The sequence below is a fragment of the Comamonas sp. w2-DMI genome (assembly GCF_040187735.1).
GTDB lineage: Bacteria > Pseudomonadota > Gammaproteobacteria > Burkholderiales > Burkholderiaceae_C > Comamonas > Comamonas terrae.
Map to the genome: position 1 here is coordinate 41292 of NZ_JBANEL010000007.1, position 18003 is coordinate 59294.

General features: G+C 64.8%; 19 protein-coding genes. 18 read left to right on the forward strand and 1 reads right to left on the reverse strand.

Going from position 1 to position 18003, the window contains the following annotated elements:
- The first annotated feature begins 3 nt into the window (after nt 1-3).
- The 6 genes from V8Z74_RS09340 (at nt 4) to V8Z74_RS09365 (ending at nt 7294) form a co-directional block, all read left to right on the forward strand.
- On the forward strand, nt 4-1236 hold the full coding sequence (locus tag V8Z74_RS09340) for an STY4528 family pathogenicity island replication protein (protein WP_003050398.1): 1233 nt from the start codon (nt 4-6) through the stop codon (nt 1234-1236).
- A 419-nt stretch (nt 1237-1655) separates the two neighbouring features.
- Nucleotides 1656-2450: a PFL_4669 family integrating conjugative element protein gene (locus V8Z74_RS09345; RefSeq protein ID WP_003050396.1), complete on the forward strand. Its 795-nt coding sequence runs from the start codon at nt 1656-1658 to the stop codon at nt 2448-2450.
- Complete coding sequence (locus V8Z74_RS09350; protein ID WP_003050393.1) at nt 2447-2974, forward strand: DUF3158 family protein; 528 nt, start codon at nt 2447-2449, stop codon at nt 2972-2974. Before V8Z74_RS09345 ends, V8Z74_RS09350 begins: the two co-directional genes overlap by 4 nt.
- 73 nt (nt 2975-3047) lie before the next feature.
- Nucleotides 3048-3500, forward strand: coding sequence for a single-stranded DNA-binding protein (locus V8Z74_RS09355; protein WP_003050391.1), 453 nt, complete (start codon nt 3048-3050; stop codon nt 3498-3500).
- A gap of 273 nt (nt 3501-3773) precedes the next feature.
- The gene (locus tag V8Z74_RS09360; protein WP_349709016.1) at nt 3774-5807 is read left to right on the forward strand and encodes a DNA topoisomerase III; all 2034 of its coding nucleotides are present in this window, start codon (nt 3774-3776) and stop codon (nt 5805-5807) included.
- A 929-nt stretch (nt 5808-6736) separates the two neighbouring features.
- Nucleotides 6737-7294, forward strand: coding sequence for a hypothetical protein (locus V8Z74_RS09365; RefSeq protein WP_003050381.1), 558 nt, complete (start codon nt 6737-6739; stop codon nt 7292-7294).
- A gap of 64 nt (nt 7295-7358) precedes the next feature.
- On the opposite strand, the gene V8Z74_RS09370 is transcribed toward V8Z74_RS09365, so the two are convergent.
- The gene (locus V8Z74_RS09370) at nt 7359-9317 is read right to left on the reverse strand and encodes a hypothetical protein (protein WP_157020115.1); all 1959 of its coding nucleotides are present in this window, start codon (nt 9315-9317) and stop codon (nt 7359-7361) included.
- A 381-nt stretch (nt 9318-9698) separates the two neighbouring features.
- Here V8Z74_RS09370 and V8Z74_RS09375 point away from each other — a divergent pair, with 381 nt between their 5' ends.
- From V8Z74_RS09375 to V8Z74_RS09430, 12 genes are all read left to right on the forward strand, one after another.
- Nucleotides 9699-9920 carry a hypothetical protein gene (locus V8Z74_RS09375; RefSeq protein ID WP_003050378.1) on the forward strand — a complete coding sequence of 74 codons (222 nt, stop codon included), beginning with the start codon at nt 9699-9701 and terminating at the stop codon, nt 9918-9920.
- 21 nt (nt 9921-9941) lie between these two features.
- Entirely contained in the window at nt 9942-10334 is a 393-nt protein-coding gene (locus V8Z74_RS09380; protein ID WP_003050375.1) for a hypothetical protein, read from the forward strand.
- Nucleotides 10335-10514: 180 nt separating this feature from the next.
- Complete coding sequence (locus V8Z74_RS09385) at nt 10515-11201, forward strand: hypothetical protein (protein ID WP_003050366.1); 687 nt, start codon at nt 10515-10517, stop codon at nt 11199-11201.
- An 83-nt stretch (nt 11202-11284) separates the two neighbouring features.
- A complete protein-coding gene (locus V8Z74_RS09390) occupies nt 11285-12016 on the forward strand; it encodes a DUF5983 family protein (RefSeq protein ID WP_003050363.1) in 732 nt (243 codons plus the stop codon).
- Nucleotides 12017-12112: 96 nt separating this feature from the next.
- Nucleotides 12113-12391, forward strand: a complete 279-nt coding sequence (locus V8Z74_RS09395; RefSeq protein ID WP_003050361.1) for a hypothetical protein — start codon at nt 12113-12115, stop codon at nt 12389-12391.
- Between the two features lie 288 nt (nt 12392-12679).
- Nucleotides 12680-13504: a hypothetical protein gene (locus V8Z74_RS09400; RefSeq protein ID WP_003050359.1), complete on the forward strand. Its 825-nt coding sequence runs from the start codon at nt 12680-12682 to the stop codon at nt 13502-13504.
- A gap of 125 nt (nt 13505-13629) precedes the next feature.
- A complete protein-coding gene (locus tag V8Z74_RS09405) occupies nt 13630-13983 on the forward strand; it encodes a DUF3085 domain-containing protein (protein WP_003050357.1) in 354 nt (117 codons plus the stop codon).
- Between the two features lie 150 nt (nt 13984-14133).
- On the forward strand, nt 14134-14670 hold the full coding sequence (locus V8Z74_RS09410) for an XF1762 family protein (protein WP_003050355.1): 537 nt from the start codon (nt 14134-14136) through the stop codon (nt 14668-14670).
- A gap of 228 nt (nt 14671-14898) precedes the next feature.
- A complete protein-coding gene (locus V8Z74_RS09415) occupies nt 14899-15804 on the forward strand; it encodes a DUF3577 domain-containing protein (RefSeq protein ID WP_003050351.1) in 906 nt (301 codons plus the stop codon).
- 144 nt (nt 15805-15948) lie between these two features.
- The gene (locus V8Z74_RS09420) at nt 15949-16776 is read left to right on the forward strand and encodes a DUF932 domain-containing protein (RefSeq protein ID WP_003050347.1); all 828 of its coding nucleotides are present in this window, start codon (nt 15949-15951) and stop codon (nt 16774-16776) included.
- Between the two features lie 94 nt (nt 16777-16870).
- On the forward strand, nt 16871-17560 hold the full coding sequence (locus V8Z74_RS09425) for a DUF3275 family protein (RefSeq protein WP_003050344.1): 690 nt from the start codon (nt 16871-16873) through the stop codon (nt 17558-17560).
- A gap of 94 nt (nt 17561-17654) precedes the next feature.
- Entirely contained in the window at nt 17655-17993 is a 339-nt protein-coding gene (locus tag V8Z74_RS09430; protein ID WP_003050341.1) for a hypothetical protein, read from the forward strand.
- The last annotated feature ends 10 nt before the right edge of the window (nt 17994-18003 follow it).

Consider the following 18003-nt stretch of genomic DNA (forward strand, 5'->3'; position numbering starts at 1 on the left):
GCCATGGCCGTGGACGACACCGCCCCACGAGCCCCGCGTCAAGGCCCCATCGCACTCGCCGACCTGTTCGACGCTGCGCTGAAGGACCTCACGCCCAATCCAAATCCCCGCGCGCCAGCGCCCATGGCAGTGCCCACGCCTGCGGCGTCCGGCGACGCCTTCCTATTCAGTGGCAATCGGCACGAGAGCGTGCCGCGGCGGCTGTTCGTCGACCGCCGCCTGACACCGCTGGAGCGCAACGCCTGGCAGGTGTTCCGGCTGATGCTCAACGACGACGGCGTCACGACGTTCCCGACCTATGAGCAGTTGCGCCCATGGCTGGCGTCCATGCCCTGCGCGGGACAAGCCTCCCACGAGACCGTCGCGCGGGCGCTGACGCTGCTGCGCCTGACGCGCTGGCTGAGCCTCGTGCGACGACGGCGCGACCCCAAGACCGGCCGCATCCTCGGAAACCTCTACGTCCTGCACGACGAACCCCTGACACTGTTCGAGGCCATGCAGCTCGACGCCGACTACCTGGCCCTGGTCAGCCAGTCGCTGGGGCATTCCGCCAAGGCCGTCCAGGTGGTGGGACTCAACACCCTCCAGGAGATCGCGGACGACCCGATGTTGTCCGGACGCACCTTGCCGTCGCGGCTGCAAGTGCTCGCCGAGCGCCTGGCCGACCAGGGCATCACCGCCACCGCAAGTTATCCACAGGAGGATGCGATCCACGATTCCGAAGAAGGGCCCGCCAGCCTTCTTCGGAATGGCGAACGCCCTTCTTCGGAATCCGAAGCAGGGCCGAAACCCGCGCCAGACGGCGCTCTTCGGAATCCGAAGCAGGACCGTACAGTACGTAGTAGTCGTATTGATGAAGTACGTACTACCGCGCAGGCGCGCGCGCTGGGCGACCTGCAATGGCCCAAGCGTTTCGCGGAACTGAAGGCGGAACAGCAAGCCGGCGCCAGGATGGCGTTGCAGCAAGTGGACGCTGCCCTGCGGCAGGCTGTGCTGGACGAGTGGGCCGCACGGTGCGGCAAGCATGGCATCCGCAACCCCGCCGGGTACCTGTTCGGCATCATCCAGCGCGCCATGCGCGGCGAGTTCAATGCGTGGGCCAAGCAGACCAGCCCGGCAGCGCCAACACCATCGGCGGCGCGAGCGCCACCGCCCGAGCCGCCGCGCAACGTCGTGCCGCCCGCGGTGGCCCGGCAGCACATCGAGCGCCTGCGCGATCTGCTGCGCAAATCCTGAGCGCAGGGCCTGGCAAGGCCATGAAGCAGACCTCCTTGGCGGTCGGCAGAAACGGTCCCCAGGGGACGGCTGTGTGGTGAAACGCCGGACGACGGCGCGACATGCTGCGCAAAACCTGAGTAGAGCGCCTGCAAGACCATGAAGCAGACCTCCATGGCGCTCAACGGAACGGTCCACTGGGGACGGCTGCGCGGCGAAGGATCGTGTCGAACGGCAGCGCGACGTGCGGTGCAGTACGCATACCGTCAACGACCGAGGCACGGAGCGCCAACGTGAATGCTCCGGCCTCCAAGGGACCGTTGCGCGCTGCGCCGCCAGCGCGCATAGAACCGGGGGCCGGCTCATTTCGGTTTGTTGACTGACTGCCTTCCGCTGCATGCGGATGCTGGCGGCTCCCTGTCCAACTGCGAGCGCTCACCATGGCAACCAGCAACGAACCATTGCAACTCAACCTCGGCTCCCTGCGCAGCGCGATGTCGCTGACGCTGCACACGCATCACGCTTCCCGCATCTGGCACGGCCGCGCCGCCGCCGAAGGGCGACCCGGCATTGTCGGCCTGAACGGCTACATCGCGGTGATGAATAAGATGAAGCGCGGCTCGGAGCAGGACGACCCCTACAGCGACTGGTGGATGCTGCGCATCGAGGACAAGCTCGACCAGACCAGGACCACGCTGCAGACCTTGCGCAAACAAGTGGACCAGGCACTGGCGGGCGTGCCTGCGGCATTGAGCCTGGGCGAGAACCTCAACGTGCAGCCCGTCAAGCTGCCGCTGTTCGTCAATGCGCAGTTGGGCTTTGCCGCCGTCTATCTCCTGGCCGACTACGACGACATCGCGCGCAAGCTGATCCTCGCCCACCACACCGCGCTGATCGACCGCAGCACTTTGGAGCGCTGGCTCAACGAGGGCGCGCACGCGCTGCGCAGCCTGTTCTCGCTGGCCCAGCAGTACCGCTACTCGGGCTGCACCCGCGACGATTTCGCGGCGAAGAATGCCGCAGCGCGGGTCGCGCTGGAGAAGTTCGGCGAGTTGCCGCAGGACGTCCTCGAAGGCACGCGCCGCTCGACGTTTGCGCCACCCATGGTGCGCCGTGGTCTGCAACAGCGCGGTGAGAATCCTGCCGCAGCCGCTACCAGCGTCGATGGTGATGCGGCCGCTGCTGCCGACCCGTCCGAAGGCGCAGCCACTGCCGGCGAGGACGAATCCGCATGAGCGATCTGAACCAGCCGACCCGCTACTTCCGGGGCCTGCAACAGGGAGCCTTCATGCGCCTGGAACACGCGGCCTCTCTAAAAGGCCTTTTAAAGCCTTTTAAAGGTAAAGGGGACTTGGAGGCCTGGGCCAGCCAGTGCTTCGCCATGCGCGACGAGTTGATCGGCCTGGCGCAGCGACAAGTGCTGCAACAGGCCGGTGGGCATCCCTTCCATCTGCTGCCCGTGGAACTGGCCCAGCAGACCACTGGCGCGGGAACGACGTTCCTGCGCTGGCGCAGGAACGACCGCTCGGCCATGGGCGTGGCCCTGTGGCAGGAGCTGATGGCGAGCACCAGCACGCCGGTCAACCTGCTGGCCGACCTGCACGCGATCGAGCTGCAGCGCATCACGCTGAACATGCAGATCAGCCTGTTGCACACCCTGGGTAGGCAGGCCCAGGAGTGCGCCAGCAAGGCCGCCGAGGCGGAAGACGCCTACCTGCGCCGGCTCGCGTCCATACCCCCCGGAGTGCGCGATCGGTGATCGCGTCGGGCACCCCAGCACGCGCCCGACGCCGACATGGCACGGGTATTTCAACCACCAAGGAGATTGCACCATGAGCACGCATTTTTCGGGCGAAGGCAACATCGGCTCGCCCCCCGAGTACCGGGAGTTCCCCAACGGCAACGACGAACCGCGGCGCTTGTTGCGGCTGAACGTGTATTTCGACAACCCCGTTCCCACCAAGGGCGGTGACTTCGAGGACCGCGGCGGCTTCTGGGCGCCGGTGGAAATCTGGCACCGCGACGCCGCACACTGGAAGGACCTTTACCAGAAGGGCATGCGCGTGCTGGTCGTCGGCCGCATGGAGCGCGAACCCTGGACCGACAACGAGGATCAGCCGCGCGAGACCTGGCAGATCAACGCGCGCAGCGTCGGCATCCTGCCGTTCCGCATCGAGTCCGTCGTTCTGAGCCCCAAATCGCAGGAGACCGCACAGGACGCGCAGCCCAAGCCCCAGGCCGCCCAGGAACCGGCAGCGTCGAAGGAGCCCAAGCGCAGGAAGTGATCCGGCATGGGGCGGCGGCGGTCGTCCGTCGCCCCATGCCCTTGCGAGCTATCCCCAGGGGATAGCTCCATCAACGTCCACCGGCTTCCACGCGCTCCCGAAAATCGCGGCTCCCGGCCCGCACATCCCCGGCCAAACGCCACTCCCGTCCCCGCCATCCCATCCCGTGAAAGTGGTCGCCACCGCATGCGGCTTGTTTGCTGCTGCCCCTGGTGGTGCTCGGCATCCTCGATTCCAGCAACTCAATGAACCACGGAAATCGGATGGACGGACATGCGGCTGTTCTTGTGCGAGAAGCCCTCCCAGGGCAAAGACATTGGCCGGATTCTCGGCGCGACACAGCGCGGTGAAGGCTGTTTCAGCGGCTCCGGCGTCACCGTCACCTGGTGCATCGGCCATCTCGTAGAAGCGGCAGCCCCCGAGGTCTATGACGCGGCGCTCAAACGCTGGTCACTGGAGCAGTTGCCCATCATTCCCCAGCAGTGGCGGGTCGAGGTCAAACCGAAGACCGCCACGCAATTCAAGGTCGTCAAGGCGCTTCTGGCGAAGGCGACCCATCTGGTCATCGCCACCGATGCCGACCGCGAGGGCGAGTTGATCGCCCGCGAAATCATCGACCTGTGCGGCTACCGCGGCCCCGTCGAGCGGTTATGGCTGTCGGCGCTTAACGATGCGTCGATCCGCACCGCGCTCGGCAAGCTGCGGCCGTCGGCCGACACGCTGCCGATGTACTACTCGGCGCTGGCGCGCTCGCGCGCCGACTGGCTCGTGGGTATGAACCTCAGCCGGTTGTTCACGGTGCTCGGGCGTCAGGCCGGCTACGACGGCGTGCTGTCCGTCGGCCGCGTCCAGACGCCGACCCTGAAGCTCGTCGTGGACCGCGACCGCGAGATCACGGCCTTCAAGTCGGTGCCGTTCTGGGCCATCGACGTGTCCCTGTCCGCGAGCGGCCAGCCTTTCAGCGCGCAATGGGTTCCGCCCGATGGCTGCACCGACGATGCCGGCCGCTGCCTGCAGCAGCCCATCGCCCAGCAGGCCGCGCAGCAGATCCGCGCTGCGGGTGCCGCGCAGGTGCTGTCGGTCGAGACCGAGCGCGTGCGCGAAGGCCCACCACTGCTGTTCGACCTGGGCACCTTGCAGGAGGTTTGTTCCAAGCAGCTTGGGCTGGACGTGCAAGAAGCCCTGGAGATCGCCCAGGCCCTGTACGAGACGCACAAGGCTACGACGTACCCACGCTCCGACTCGGGCTACCTGCCCGAAAGCATGTTCGCGGAAGTGCCGACTGTCCTGGACAGCTTGCTCAAGACCGATCCCTCGCTGCGCCCGATCATGGGCCAGCTCGACCGCTCGCAGCGCTCTCGCGCCTGGAACGATGGCAAGGTCACGGCGCACCACGGCATCATCCCGACGCTCGAACCCGCGAACCTCTCCGCCATGAGCGAGAAGGAACGGGCGTTGTACCGGCTGATCCGGGCACATTACCTGGCCCAGTTCCTCCCGCACCACGAGTTCGACCGCACCGTGGCGGATCTCTCCTGCGGCCAGCAGAAGCTGGTGGCTACGGGCAAGCAGGTCGTCGCCCGCGGCTGGCGCCTGGTGCTGGCCGAGTCCGAACGTGAAGGCAGCGCCGATGAGGATGGCGACGCCCCCGTGCGCACCCAGGTGCTGCCTGCGCTGCGTGACGGGATGGCATGCCAGGTCGCCGGGGCCGACATCAAGGCCCTCAAGACGATGCCGCCCAAGCCCTATACCCAGGGCGAACTGGTCAAGGCGATGAAGGGCGTTGCGCGTTTCGTGACCGACCCGCGCCTGAAGCAGAAGCTCAAGGACACGACGGGCATCGGCACCGAGGCGACGCGGGCCAACATCATCAGCGGGCTGATCGCCCGCGGCTATATCGTGAAGAAGGGGCGCTCCATCCGCGCATCGGATGCGGCGTTCACGCTGATCGACGCCGTGCCCGCGGCGATTGCCGACCCCGGCACCACCGCCGTCTGGGAACAGGCGCTGGACATGATCGAGGGCGGACAACTCACCCTGGATGTGTTCATCGGCAAGCAGGCCGCCTGGATTTCGCAGTTGATCGCGCAATACGGCAGCACGTCCCTGTCCATCAAGGTTCCCCAAGGACCGGCTTGTCCGCAGTGCGGCGCACCCACGCGCCAGCGAACCGGCAAGAGCGGCCCGTTCTGGTCGTGCAGTCGCTACCCCGACTGCAAAGGCACGCTGCCGGTGGCAACCGGCACGTCCAGGCGTGGTGCCTCGCGTCCACGCCGTACCAGTGGCGGTGGCCGCAAAGGCGCCTGACCGCCCCCGTTCCCCGTGAGCCATGCCCGCCATCGGCGGCGTGGCCCGTGTCCCGCATGCCCTGCGGGACGCCCCAGCGCGCAACGCCTTCTTGCTCCGTGTGCGCGTCCCGTCCGGCCGGCCCCGGCCGCGGGACCTGAAGGTGGCTTCTCCGCGAACCGCACCCCGCGCGTTCTCCTCGTCTGCATTCCTTCCGCCGCTGCGAAGGGTCCCCCGATGGCTTGCCTGTGCGAGCCATCCGGAGACCCTTCGCGGTCAGCGGTATTCGGTGCCGGTGCCCGCCGGCGCAAAAACGGGCTCCCTTTGTGCGCGGATGTGCGCCAGACGATGCCGGCCCCAGCCACGACATGGGCCGGGTGTGATTGCTGGATGAGCAGACGGTTCTAGCGACGACCGGGCCTGCCAATCAGCCCACGGGTGGTTCTTCTTTCCTCCCGAGCCGAAGGCCCCTGGGGCCTTCGGCGCCTTTCTCCTGCCTTTCAACGCCCCGGCCAGGGCGATGGCCCTGCGCCACACGAACGGGAGACCCACATGACCGCCAACATTGCAATCCGCCTCACTACGCACCGCCGATGCACCGAACTGCAAGGCGATCGGCAATTCCATGGCCGTGCTGTGCGTCGCGTGGCTGGGGACGCCGGCTGGTGCAGTACCTGCACAAGACGGGATCGATCGCTTCGGATTGATGCAAGACGCGGCCGGCGGGTCGCGCGATCCTCCCTCCTGCATTGCCGACGCATCGGCAACAGCCAGCAGCCAGGGTGTCCAGACTGCCGTGGGTTCCGCCCACGCCACCCGCCAGTTCGCCCCGGCATCTCTCCGGCGAACGCTGCCCACCGGGCATCGATGCCACCTTCCTCCAACCCACGGGATGTATGCCGCGTCCCGTCAGGGGCGTGTCGTCAACCCGGTCGATATCAGGACTTCCCATGGACACCATCACCCGACAAGACCGCATCACCCTCAAGAACCTCAAGGTCGCGGATTTCGCGAGCGAGGAAACGCTGTGCTTCACCGCCACCGTCATGTTCGACGGCAGGCCCATCGCCGAAGCCCGCAACGACGGACACGGCGGCTCGACGTTCGTGCGCGCGTTGCAAGGCCAGGCCGCGCTGCTGGCCCAGGCCGAGGAATTCGCCAAGAGCCTGCCGCCGGCATCGCTCGACGTCGAACGCGAAGACGACGAGCCGCTTCTCATCGACATGACGCTCGACTTCCTAGTGGACCAATTGGCCGATGCCATGCACGCGGAGCGCAAGCTGCGCACCGCGTTCAACCGCGACATCGGCAACAAGGTGCTGTTCATCAAGGACGGCAGGCTGCTGTTCCTCAAGGGCATCAAGCTCAAGGCCATTGCCGACCGCGCAGCGTATTTCGCAAAGCTGCGCAGCCGACAGGACCAGCCCATCGTCATCCTGGCCGAGCTGCCAGCGGACGAGGCATTCGCCATCTGGAAGCAGCATGTCCTGGGCGACAAGCCCCGCTGATCCAGCCTCACCGCACCGTCATGACCGCCCCGCACTTGCTGCTAGCCGTTCCGTTAAGGAGTTGCTAAGCGCCCGCCGGGACCTCATTGATTGCCCCTCCAGCCTCGTGCTGTGAGGGGCTTTCTTCTGGGGCTCGACGAGCTGCCGGCGCCCGCTGCCGAGGCGGTTCGCCGGGCACGAAGTAGAGGATGTCTTCCTCGGCCACGGGGCCTCGGGCAAGGCCCATTCGCATGGCGGGAGTTCGCTTGTCTTCGCCAACCTCGCAGTAATTGAAGTAGGTTCGGAATATCTCCACCAGCTTCGCAAGAACGCTGGGGTTGTAGGCGTTCTTGCCAAACCAAAGGCGCCGGTCAGCAGATGCACTGACAACGCCACGTTCCGCCATTGTCAATGCACGACGCAGCTGCATGAAGAATCGGTCTATTTCGTTCAACGAAGCTCGACGATACAGCTTCGCAGCGCGTTGAAGTTGTGTCTCTCGTTCGACTCTGTCTTCTGAGGGCTTTTCAATGTCCGTGAGCCAGCAAATCATCTTGATGGGCTCACGCATGTCACTAATCGGGTGCACCAGCCACCTGTCATTCCACTTGCCGAGTTCACGTACGCGTTCCATTTCGGCGCGAATCATCAGCAGCTCTACTTCCTCTTCGGTGAGGTCCGGATGCATTTCGCACATTCGGCGGAATGCCTTGATGCTTTTCCCGACCAGCCCTCGCTTTTGGTCGACTGTTCCGTCCTTCGTCACCTTGACGTAGAAAGCATCAGCGGTCCGATTGAGCACGCGGTCCACGTGCGCCGCCATAAAGGCCGCTCTCAATCCAGGCTCTTGGTCCAGATAGAAGCGAATCTTTGTCGCACGCTGAAGCAATCGGCTAACGAATTGGACGTGCGCGTGCATTACTGATTGCTCATGCAGCAGCATGCCTTTGGCCGGTGTGCGCGAATTGAGGGAGGGCTCATCCCCGTCATCGATGACGTCCCGCTCGACGACGTCGTCGTAGCGCGCCGCAACCTCGCTTACCAGGCGCTGCTCAAGCGATGGCTCGACCAGGTCGGCCGCTTCCTTCTTGGTCTTTCGTCGGCCTTCAGCTCGCTTGGCGGCCCGCTCGTAATCCCGCTCCAACCAAACACGGGCATATCTCCGGAAGGGCTCAGCCAATTGATGGTCACCGAATCGCACCATGTCTTCGCTGACCTCCGCATCGTCCATCGATTCATCGAAGTTCAAATGCGCACCGTAGATGTAGCCGGTATCTTGGTCAGCGCTCGCGATTGAAAGAATCGTCGTATTGCGTCGCTGCTTTTTCGAGGACCAGTTCACCATCAGCTTTTGACGGTCAATCGAGATTCGGCGCCGACCCAGGTCCGTTTTGTCAATCAGGGTGCGCTCACGTTCCCCCGCAAATAGTCGGCACTGCTCGTAGATGAAATCGATGCGGTCGTAGAGGACGGAAGTCGATATCCCGAGCAACTTGATGATTCGACGGATGGGAACGGTATTGACTAGGTGCCGAAACACGTCACGGTTGACATGGGTTTCGCGCTGACGCTTGGTCGATTTGCCGCCGAAAGTGAAGGTCTTGCCGCAGTTCGCGCATTTGTACCGGGGCGTGCCATGGCGGTTGACTCCGAATCGCGTCGGAGGCTTTGTGCTGTGCCCTGTTGAGGCGGTGCAATCCTCATTCGTGCACCAGGGAAGGCGCGGCTCCAGATAGGCGCTGATTCTCAGCAATTCCTCGGCGATTGCGAGGTTGCTTTGCATGGGGAAGATTTCCCCGCAAAGCAGGCATTTGAGGCCTGGCGCACCTTTCCCAATGCCAGTCGCGATGTAGTCCCCGGGGGACGGTTCCAGCGCGCCGTCGGCCGGGCGACCTCGCTTCCGGTCATGCAGCGGCGCCACCCCAAAGTTCAGGCAGCAGGGGTTCTTGCAATGGTTGACCTGGATGCCGGCGGCCGTCGGCGGATACCGCCACGGCCACTTCTTCAGCCTCCCAGACCCTGAAGGAGATTTTTCCTCAGACAAAAAAGGGCTCCAGTCCAAGACTGGAGCCCATTCTGTAACAATCAGCAGGGTCTTAGCAACCCCTTAACGGAACGGCTAGCACTTGCTGCGGGGCTTTTCTTTGTCTCTGCGTACATCAATCGGGGCTGGACCAGATGCCGATTTCCAACTGACGTGGCGCGCCCCCCCCCACGAAGCTGCCCGCATGCTCGCTGATTCGTCAGCACATGCCAGCAGCCAGGGTTTCAGGCTGCCGCGGGGTTCTCCCCGCGCAACCCACCAGTCCGCATCGCATCCATTGCGCGGACGCGCGTCGCCAAGACGCTGATGCTTTTTTTCAACCGCGTGCGGGAGCTGCCATCCCGTGAGGGACAGGGCCCCGCTTTTCCAAGGAGCCCATCCATGTCCCAGCAAGCCTCTTTCGGCCGATTCGGTCAATTGGCCTTGACCTACTGCGGCAAGTTCCTGCCGCTCGAAGTCCTGCACAGCGCCGCCGGCCACTACATCGGCACGCGCGATACCGAAGGTCCCGTTTCGCGGGAATCTCGTGAGTACTTCCGCAGCCATGCCGCGGCTCAACGTGCCCTCGAAAGAGGCGGCTGGTCCCAGCTCGCCGTTCCCTGATCCAACTGGAGGAATCACGTCATGAACCAGCTACTGCCGCAGGAAGTCGTCGATCAGATCGTTCGGGAAGAACGGCATTTCAGCGCCGCGCCCCAAGCCTTTTTCGAGGCATGGAAGCGTGGTGTCGAGATCGCCGGCCCGCAATGGTTTGGCGATGGCACCCGTGAAGGTCTGAACCAGGCCAAGAGCAAGTGGGATCTGCGCCCCGACATGCTGCGCCTCAACGACGCCCTCGGCGTCCTGAGCAGCGGGGAACGCATGTTCCTGTCCGCGATGGTCAGCTTCTACAACGCGCGCGAGGGCGGTGCCATGCTCAAGCGCTGCCACTTCAACGGGTTGTCGGACTTCGACGGCCTCGATCTGCCTCGTCGCCAGGTGATCGCCGACCTCCTGCTGAACTACAGCGGTTGGTGAGCCGGTCCCCGGCACACCTTCATCACTGCGTTCACGCGACCCCATGAGGGACATGCGCCTCGCCCGAGGCCATGTCCCTCGCGTTTCTCCCCGCCCAGTGCCATCCGGCATCAGGCGGTTCCCCTGCGGATGCCATCGTCCGCAAGGGCTGGCTCCGTTCATTCATCGAAAGGAGCCTTCATGGCCAACAATTACTACGAAGCCACCGGCGTTCTCGTGCTCGACCGTGTGACGCCCGTCATCCAGGCGCTGTTCGGCGCCTTCGCGCTGGACGAGAGCCATCCCGGCAACGGGCAGGCCTACATCGCCCAGATCGCCGAGACCACCAATCCGCAATGGCCGGACGTGCTCGATGGCCTGGAAGACCTGGCCACGCAACTCGGCATTCCGATGCCGGACGACGAAGGGCTTTCGATCCCGCCGCTGCTCGAACTGCTCGCCGTGCACTTCGGTGCCGATGAGGACGAAGAGCTGGGGAACTTGATCGAGCGTCATTCGTTCGAGGACACCGCCGATCTCGACGCATTGTTTCTGATCGCCACCCGATTCGATGACGGCCACCACCTGACCGCCATCCAGTTCGAGGGATGCTGGTATTGCAGCAAGCCGCGGCTGTTCGAGTTCGGCGGCAACGGCTGCTACCTGAGCCGCGAGGTCCGCGTCATCAGTTCCTCCTCGCAGGCCCTCCAGCTCGGCGACCAACTGCGCAAGGCCATTGTGGCCGCCGACATCGAAGAGGCCTCGGCCCTGATTGCGCTGGAGACCATCAATCTGCTGGCGGGCGTCAGCGACGAGCCATTCCGCATGAATTTGCGCCGACGCGTCGCCGAGCGATTGGCCCAAACGCCAACGATCAGCGTCACCTGACGCTGTTTCCTTTCTTTCCACCCACCGGGGTCAATTCCCGGTGGCGGGGATTGGCTCCATCATTATTCTGTTGGAGAAATCCCATGTCCCAGAATCCCAATCCCTTTCTACGCGGCTACTGGAATCTGAAAATCGTCCGCACGCTGTCCATCAGCCACGAGGACGGAAGCCCGCATGTCTGGCGAAACATCCACCAGAGCCAAGAACACCTCTCCGATGAGGAGCTGGTTTCAGCATCCTGCATCGTCACCAGCGATTTCGCCGTAGTCAGCAATGGCCCAGACTCCGTGAGTGCCGAGGTGCTGGCCGAACGCGATGCCGGTGAAGGCGCCTACGGCGTGGTGGGTGCCGTGGTGTACGCGATCCACGGCGACGACTTCGACGGCCTCCCCGTCCACATTGGCGACACTTATTCGGCCGAGGCCGCACGGGAAGTCGTGCAGCGGTTGAGCTTCGAGACCGGCTACTACAGCCGGTGCTGGGAAATCAGCAGCGCGCACATCAGCCACGAAACCGGCCAGTACCTGGCCAACCTGGCTGACCTCGCGACGCCGGAAGCCTTTTTGTTCATTGCGTTCCGGGTTCCCTACAGCCCGGCGATCGGCGTCAAGCTGATTTCCACGCCCTGGACGGGCCAGCACCTGCAGGACGTCGAGGAGATCTCCGCCGAGCAGCTTCGGCAGGAGCACTGCAGCAAGGGCATGCCGGACGACCTGGCACAGATCCTTGCACTGGCCGGCCAGGCCGATGTGCGCATCCTCATTCTCGATGCCGACGCACCCGTGTTGCCGGGCCTGCCGTTGGCCGGCGAATAACTGCCAGACACATCCCCAGCCTACCTTTTCCTCACCGCATGCCGGCCCGTCTCCCGCCAGGGAGCCGGGCCGGTTCACTTTCATAGGAGCGATCCCATGTTCCCCGATCTCATCTCGCCCGTATCGGACTTCGAGCACCAGCTTGGAGCCTGCTTCAATGCCATGAGCCAGGACGATGCCATCGGCCAGATCCTGGTAGTCGAGCGCATGAGCGGCATGCTGCACATGCGCCATATCGCCAGCGCCGACCTGATGGACACCGACGTGGACGACTACGAAATGGTCATCTTCGACGGTGGCAACACAAGCGGGGACACGTGGAAGCACGTGTTCTTTCCGCGTCAGCGCGAGCACTACTTCGTGTACCAAGCCTGACCCCTCCGGCCCCTTTCGAGGGGCTTTTTCTTGTACGCAGCACAGGAATGCGGGCATGTTGCGGTGCCGTTTCCTGCGGGCAGGCCGACCACCCCGGGGCCATGCTTACCCCATGTCCGTCGGCGCTGCCGACACATGCCCAGGCAGTCGAGACCTTCGAGGCTGCAAGCACGGGAAACCGTGCTGGTCGTTTCTTCCTACGGACCTACCGCGTCCATCCACGCCACCCACAAGGGACCTCTCCCTTGCGGGCGGGGAATCCCTTGTTATTTCTCAAGGAGTTTCCCCATGGACCGTTCCCTCATCAAATCCATGATGCCTTCGCTGGTCGCAGGCCATGTGCCCCGTAACGTGCGATCGTTCAAGTACCGCGTGTTCGATGATCAGCCGCTGTCCTCAACGCTGGGCTTTGCCATCGACCCCCAACCCTTCGACGGCAAGGTGGTCGCTGCGACCGACGATGCCATCGTCGTCAAGCTCAAGCCTTCCGAGTTCGCGGTGCTCGATCCCAGCCTGGTGACCACGGTTCCTGCCGAAGGCGCCAAGGTGCATGTCCAACCCTATGCCCGTCGTCGCTTCGACGGACTGCGCGCGGACACGCCGGAGGTCATCACCGAGAAGACTTCGGACGGCACGCCGTACACCATCACGAGGCACATCCTCGGCTCGGCGCCGGCCAAGCTGCCCATTCCCACGCCGCAGTGCATGGAGTTGGGCCAGCTCATCGAGCAGTTGGAAGAGATGCCGGCCCCCGATCGCTTCCGGCGCATCACCCACATGCTGGTGGATGCCGGTGCCCGCGACTTCACCTGGGTCGATCCCACGCCCTCCAAGATCATCGAGACCCCGCCGGCGATCAGCTTCACGGTCTCGACCGCGAAGTTCGAGGGCCGGGTGACGATCCTCTACGACCGCGGCGGAGACACCTACGTGGTGGAACTGCACCGTCAGAACGGTGAATCGGTCGAACTGGTCGATCGGCACGACGAGGTGTATTTCGACATGCTCGGCGAAGTGCTGGAGCGGCTCATCGACGACGGGCGCTGGCGCCAGATCGACGTGAGCATCCTCGACGCGAAGGCGGCCCGTAAGCGCCAAGCCGTCCCGGCATGACGCCCCTCGGCTGACCCGAGGCACCCGCCACGGCGTTCCAGCCATTCCGGCCGCGTGACCTACAGGCCCTTCATCCCATCGGGTGGAGGGCCTTTCTCTTTTTTTTAACACAGGAGATTTCATCCATGTCACTGCGATTCAAAGGCGCCGACCTGCGCCCCGTGCTGACCGAAGCCATCGCCAATCAGTGCCGCATCGTCCTGGTCAAGGACCAGGGCGTGTACTTCCTCGCCGAGCGTGGGGAGCGTCGCCCGGATGGACGCCAGCAACTGCTCGCCTACGCCGTCGGCTGCAACCCGGACACCGACCCGTTCGATGACTGGTGGCACCTCGCCGGCCGCGAGCTGGGTGGCGACGATTTTGCGGAGTATTTCGACCCGAAGGACGGCCTGTTCACGCGCCTCCTGCACTCGGCGGACGATCTCGTGCTGTCCGCCACCGCCACGCACCTGTCCTTGGCCGTGGTGCCTCCCGCCTGAAGCGGCAACCGCCGCGCAGCCCTCGCAGCCCCCGCACCGGGGGCTTTCTTTTGTTCGCACCGCGGCCATCGCCGCGCATGCGCGTTCGTCTCCAGCCGCCAAGGCACGCCCCGCGGGCCACAGCGCCGGCATGCCACCGGAGACGACCGCATGAACACATCATCGACCTCGCCGAGGCTGCACCTGCTGCCGGTGTCGCTGCGCACGGCCAACGTCTTCGTGCTGGCACACCATCACCGTCCGGTCCAGGCTGCGAAGTTCGCCCTGGCCGTCACGCTGGTCGACAGCGACCTGATCCGCGGCGTGGCCATCGTCGGCCGGCCGGTCGCGCGGCACCTGGACGATGGCTGGACGCGGGAAGTCACACGGCTGTGCACCGACAGCACACCCAACGCCTGCAGCAAGCTATACGGCGCGGCCTGGCAGGCGGCAAAGTCGCTGGGCTACATCCGCCTGATCACCTACACCTTACCCGACGAAGGCGGCGCCAGCCCGCGCGCCGCCGGCTGGCGGCTGATTGGCGCGCGCGGCGGCGGCGCCTGGAGCCGTCCCAGCCGCCCCCTCGCCGATACCCCGAGCACCTGCGCCGCCCCAAATGCCTGTGGCAGGCGCCGGGCGGCGCGGACAAAGGGAAGCACCCGGATGCCGATTGATTGCTGCCGCGCGCGCGAGGCCCGGCCATGCTGACCCCATGCCTGCTGACGTTGTCAGCGACATGCCAGGCAACCATCGGTCTTCGAGGTTGCGGCGCAGTTCCCACTGCGTGACCGAGCCAGCTCGCACCGCATCCATCCGCGAGCGGCCACCAGCCTCTGGTGGCGGATGCTTTCGCCTTATCAACCCACCGCGGGGTTACGCACCTTCCCCGCATGCGTGGGCCGGTGTGTCTCCGCTTCATCCCAATGGAGATTCACCATGAACACCACGTCCAACGAGAAATCGTATTTCGACCTCCACACCTCGGGCATCGGCTACGTCCAGCGTGTCCGTGAAGTGCCCGTCCGGGGCGGCCGCCGTGCGCAGCCTTTCCTTGCTTGCACCATCGCCGCGCTGGTCGGCCCCGCCCGGGACCCCAGCTACCGCTACTTCGACGTCAAGGTCTCGGGTGCCGAGGCCAAGAAGCTCGTTCAGCGCTACATCGGCGTTGACGATCCCAAGCAGCGCCCGCTGGTGCGATTTCGCCTCGGTGACCTGTGGGGCGATGCGTACATCCGCGACAAGGGTGAGCAGAAGGGTCAGGCCGCCGCGTCCCTCAAGGCGCGACTGCTCAAGGCCGAACTGATCGACCGGGCCGAACTGGCTTCGATCGAGCAGCACGAGCTGATCACCCGCGGCATCGGCTATCTCAATCGTGTGAAGGACGTCACCCCAAAGGCTGGCGACTCGTTCCTCTCTTGCACCGTCGCAGCACTGGCCGGGCCTGTCGATGAACCGGAGTATCGGTACTTCGACACCATCGTCGCCACCCCGGAAGCCGAGCATCTGGTTCGCCGGTGCGTTCAGGCCATCGAGGGTGACCGCAAGGTGCTGATCGCCTTCCGTCTGAACGACATGAAGATCGATCCGTACATCCGCACCAAGGGCGAGCACGCCGGGGAACCGGCCGCAAGCCTGGAATCGACGCTGGTCCACATCGGTCTGATCAAGATCGACGGCACCCAGGTCTATCCGACGAGCCAGGCGCAACCCGAGGCGCCGCCGGCCGAAGACGCATCCGCGTCCGAAGCCGACGACGCCATCGACACGGCCACCGAGCCCGCCGAGCGCGAGCCCGAGGCGCAAGTCGAGGAGCAGGAGCCGGCATTGGCTGCTTCGTTCTGATACGGCATGGCCCCTCACGGGGCCTTGTCGCTTCTCTTCCCGCATCCGCCGCGTCCCCATGACGCGCGCTTGCGCATTTCATCCCCCGAGTTCCGCGTGGTCTCACCGCCGCGCGGTTACCGCATTTCTCAAAGGAGATCAGCCATGTCTCTGGCATCCCGTTTTGCTCCGCAATCCCCGATCCTGCGCTCCGATCGTCCACTCTCGGACGACCGCATTCGTGCCGTCGTTCCGTCGATCTTCGCCGACGCTCCGCATGGGAGCCGGTCCGATCGGTATGCCTACATACCGACCTCGACCGTGCTGACCAAGCTGCGCCAGGAGGGCTTCGAGCCCTTCATGGTGTGCCAGACACGCGTGCGCAACGAAGACCGGCGCGAGTACACGAAGCACCTCATCCGACTTCGCCATGCGAGCCAGATCAACGGCGACGAGGCGAACGAGATCATCCTGCTCAACAGCCACGACGGCACGAGCAGCTATCAGATGCTCGCCGGCATGTTCCGGTTCGTCTGCCACAACGGCCTGGTTTGCGGTGACACCACCGCCGACATCCGCGTTCCCCACAAGGGCGACGTGGCCAGCCAGGTGATCGAAGGTGCCTACGGAGTCCTCGAAGGCTTCGAGCGCGTGCAGAACGCGCGCGATGCGATGCGCACCATCACCCTCGATGAGGGCGAAGCGGAGGTCTTTGCAAACTCCGCGCTCGCACTCAAGTACGACGATCCAGCCAAGTCCACGCCTGTCACGGAGAGCCAACTGCTGGCACCCCGGCGATGGGACGACCGCAAGAACGACTTGTGGGCCGTCTTCAACCGCGTCCAGGAGAACCTCGTCAAAGGGGGCCTGAACGGACGCACGGCCAACGGCCGCAATCAGCGCACCCGTCCGGTGCAAGGCATCGACCAGAACCTGCGCCTGAACCGGGCGTTGTGGCTGCTGGCCGAAGGCATGCGCCAGCTCAAGGCGTGATGCCACGCGGACCTCGCCCACCTCGGGCGAGGCCATTTCCTCTCATCCACCGGGTGCCGTCGGCGGCCCGTCATTCATCATCAGGAGAACCATCATGGCAACCCCATCGGCTTCCGAGAAATCGGTTGCGCCCATCGTCGTCCCCGGCCAGCTCACGCTGCGTACCATCCGCGGCAAGAACGGCCCGTTCACGGTTGGCCGCCTCGCCACGCACCTCGGTACTTTCGAGGTCAAAGACCCGGAGCTGGAGCAGTACCCCGAAGGCAAGTACGACGGGGAATTCATCATCAGGTACATCTTCCCGAAGTCCTATCCGGTCGGCGGCGGCATGCGGTTCGAGATCCGTGCCAGCCTCGACGGCATGACGCTCAACGGCATCGACAAACTCAGCCGCGACGAAGCCCGCAGCTTCGCCACCCAGGACGTCGATCCGCTCGATGAAGAGCAAGGGGCGCAGCCTGCGACAACGCCGGCCAAGCCGACCAAAGCGTCCAGGCCCGCCAAGCCCGCACCCGTGCAGGCGTCCGCGGACCCGATGGTCGATACCACGCCCTTTGGCGTGGATGCGCCGCCACCTGCTGAGGCTGCTGCCCCCGGCAGCACCCAAGACGGTGACCCCGCGCTCTTCGGCCTGCTGTGGCCGCTGGGCGAGTCCGTGAAACTGGATTCGACCATCGACCGCCGCGCTTTGCGTGCACAGATCGCCCGCCTGGGCGAGCTGGGCTACGCGCTGGACTTCAAGACGCAGGAGTGGAGCCGCCAGGCCGAACTGCAACCTGCGTGATCGTAGACGCCGCATGCGCGGTGTTCTTCATCCACCCGCCGGGGTTCCTTCCCCATGCGGGGGAGGCCCTGGCCATCTTCTGGAGGTCTTCATCATGTCCACCATCGCTTGCGATATCCCCCGCTCCGCGCTGGATGAACCCGCGTGGCGGGCTCTCTGCGAGACGGCAGCCGCACAAGCCACCAAGGGTTGCGGACTGTCTCACGACTACTACGTCGAACGCTTCAGTTCGGCGATCGACGCGCAACTCGGTCGATTGCCGGAAGAACAGCGCGCACAGGCGCTGAAGATCGCACAGGAATGGGACTACGCAACACCGGCCGAACGGCAGGAAACCCAGGACTGGAATGCGGAGCATGGCTATTGCTCGCATGGGATCGAGTTCGGCTGCTGTCCGGCCGGTTGTGATCGCGACGATGACGACTGGGACTAAGGGTAAGGCA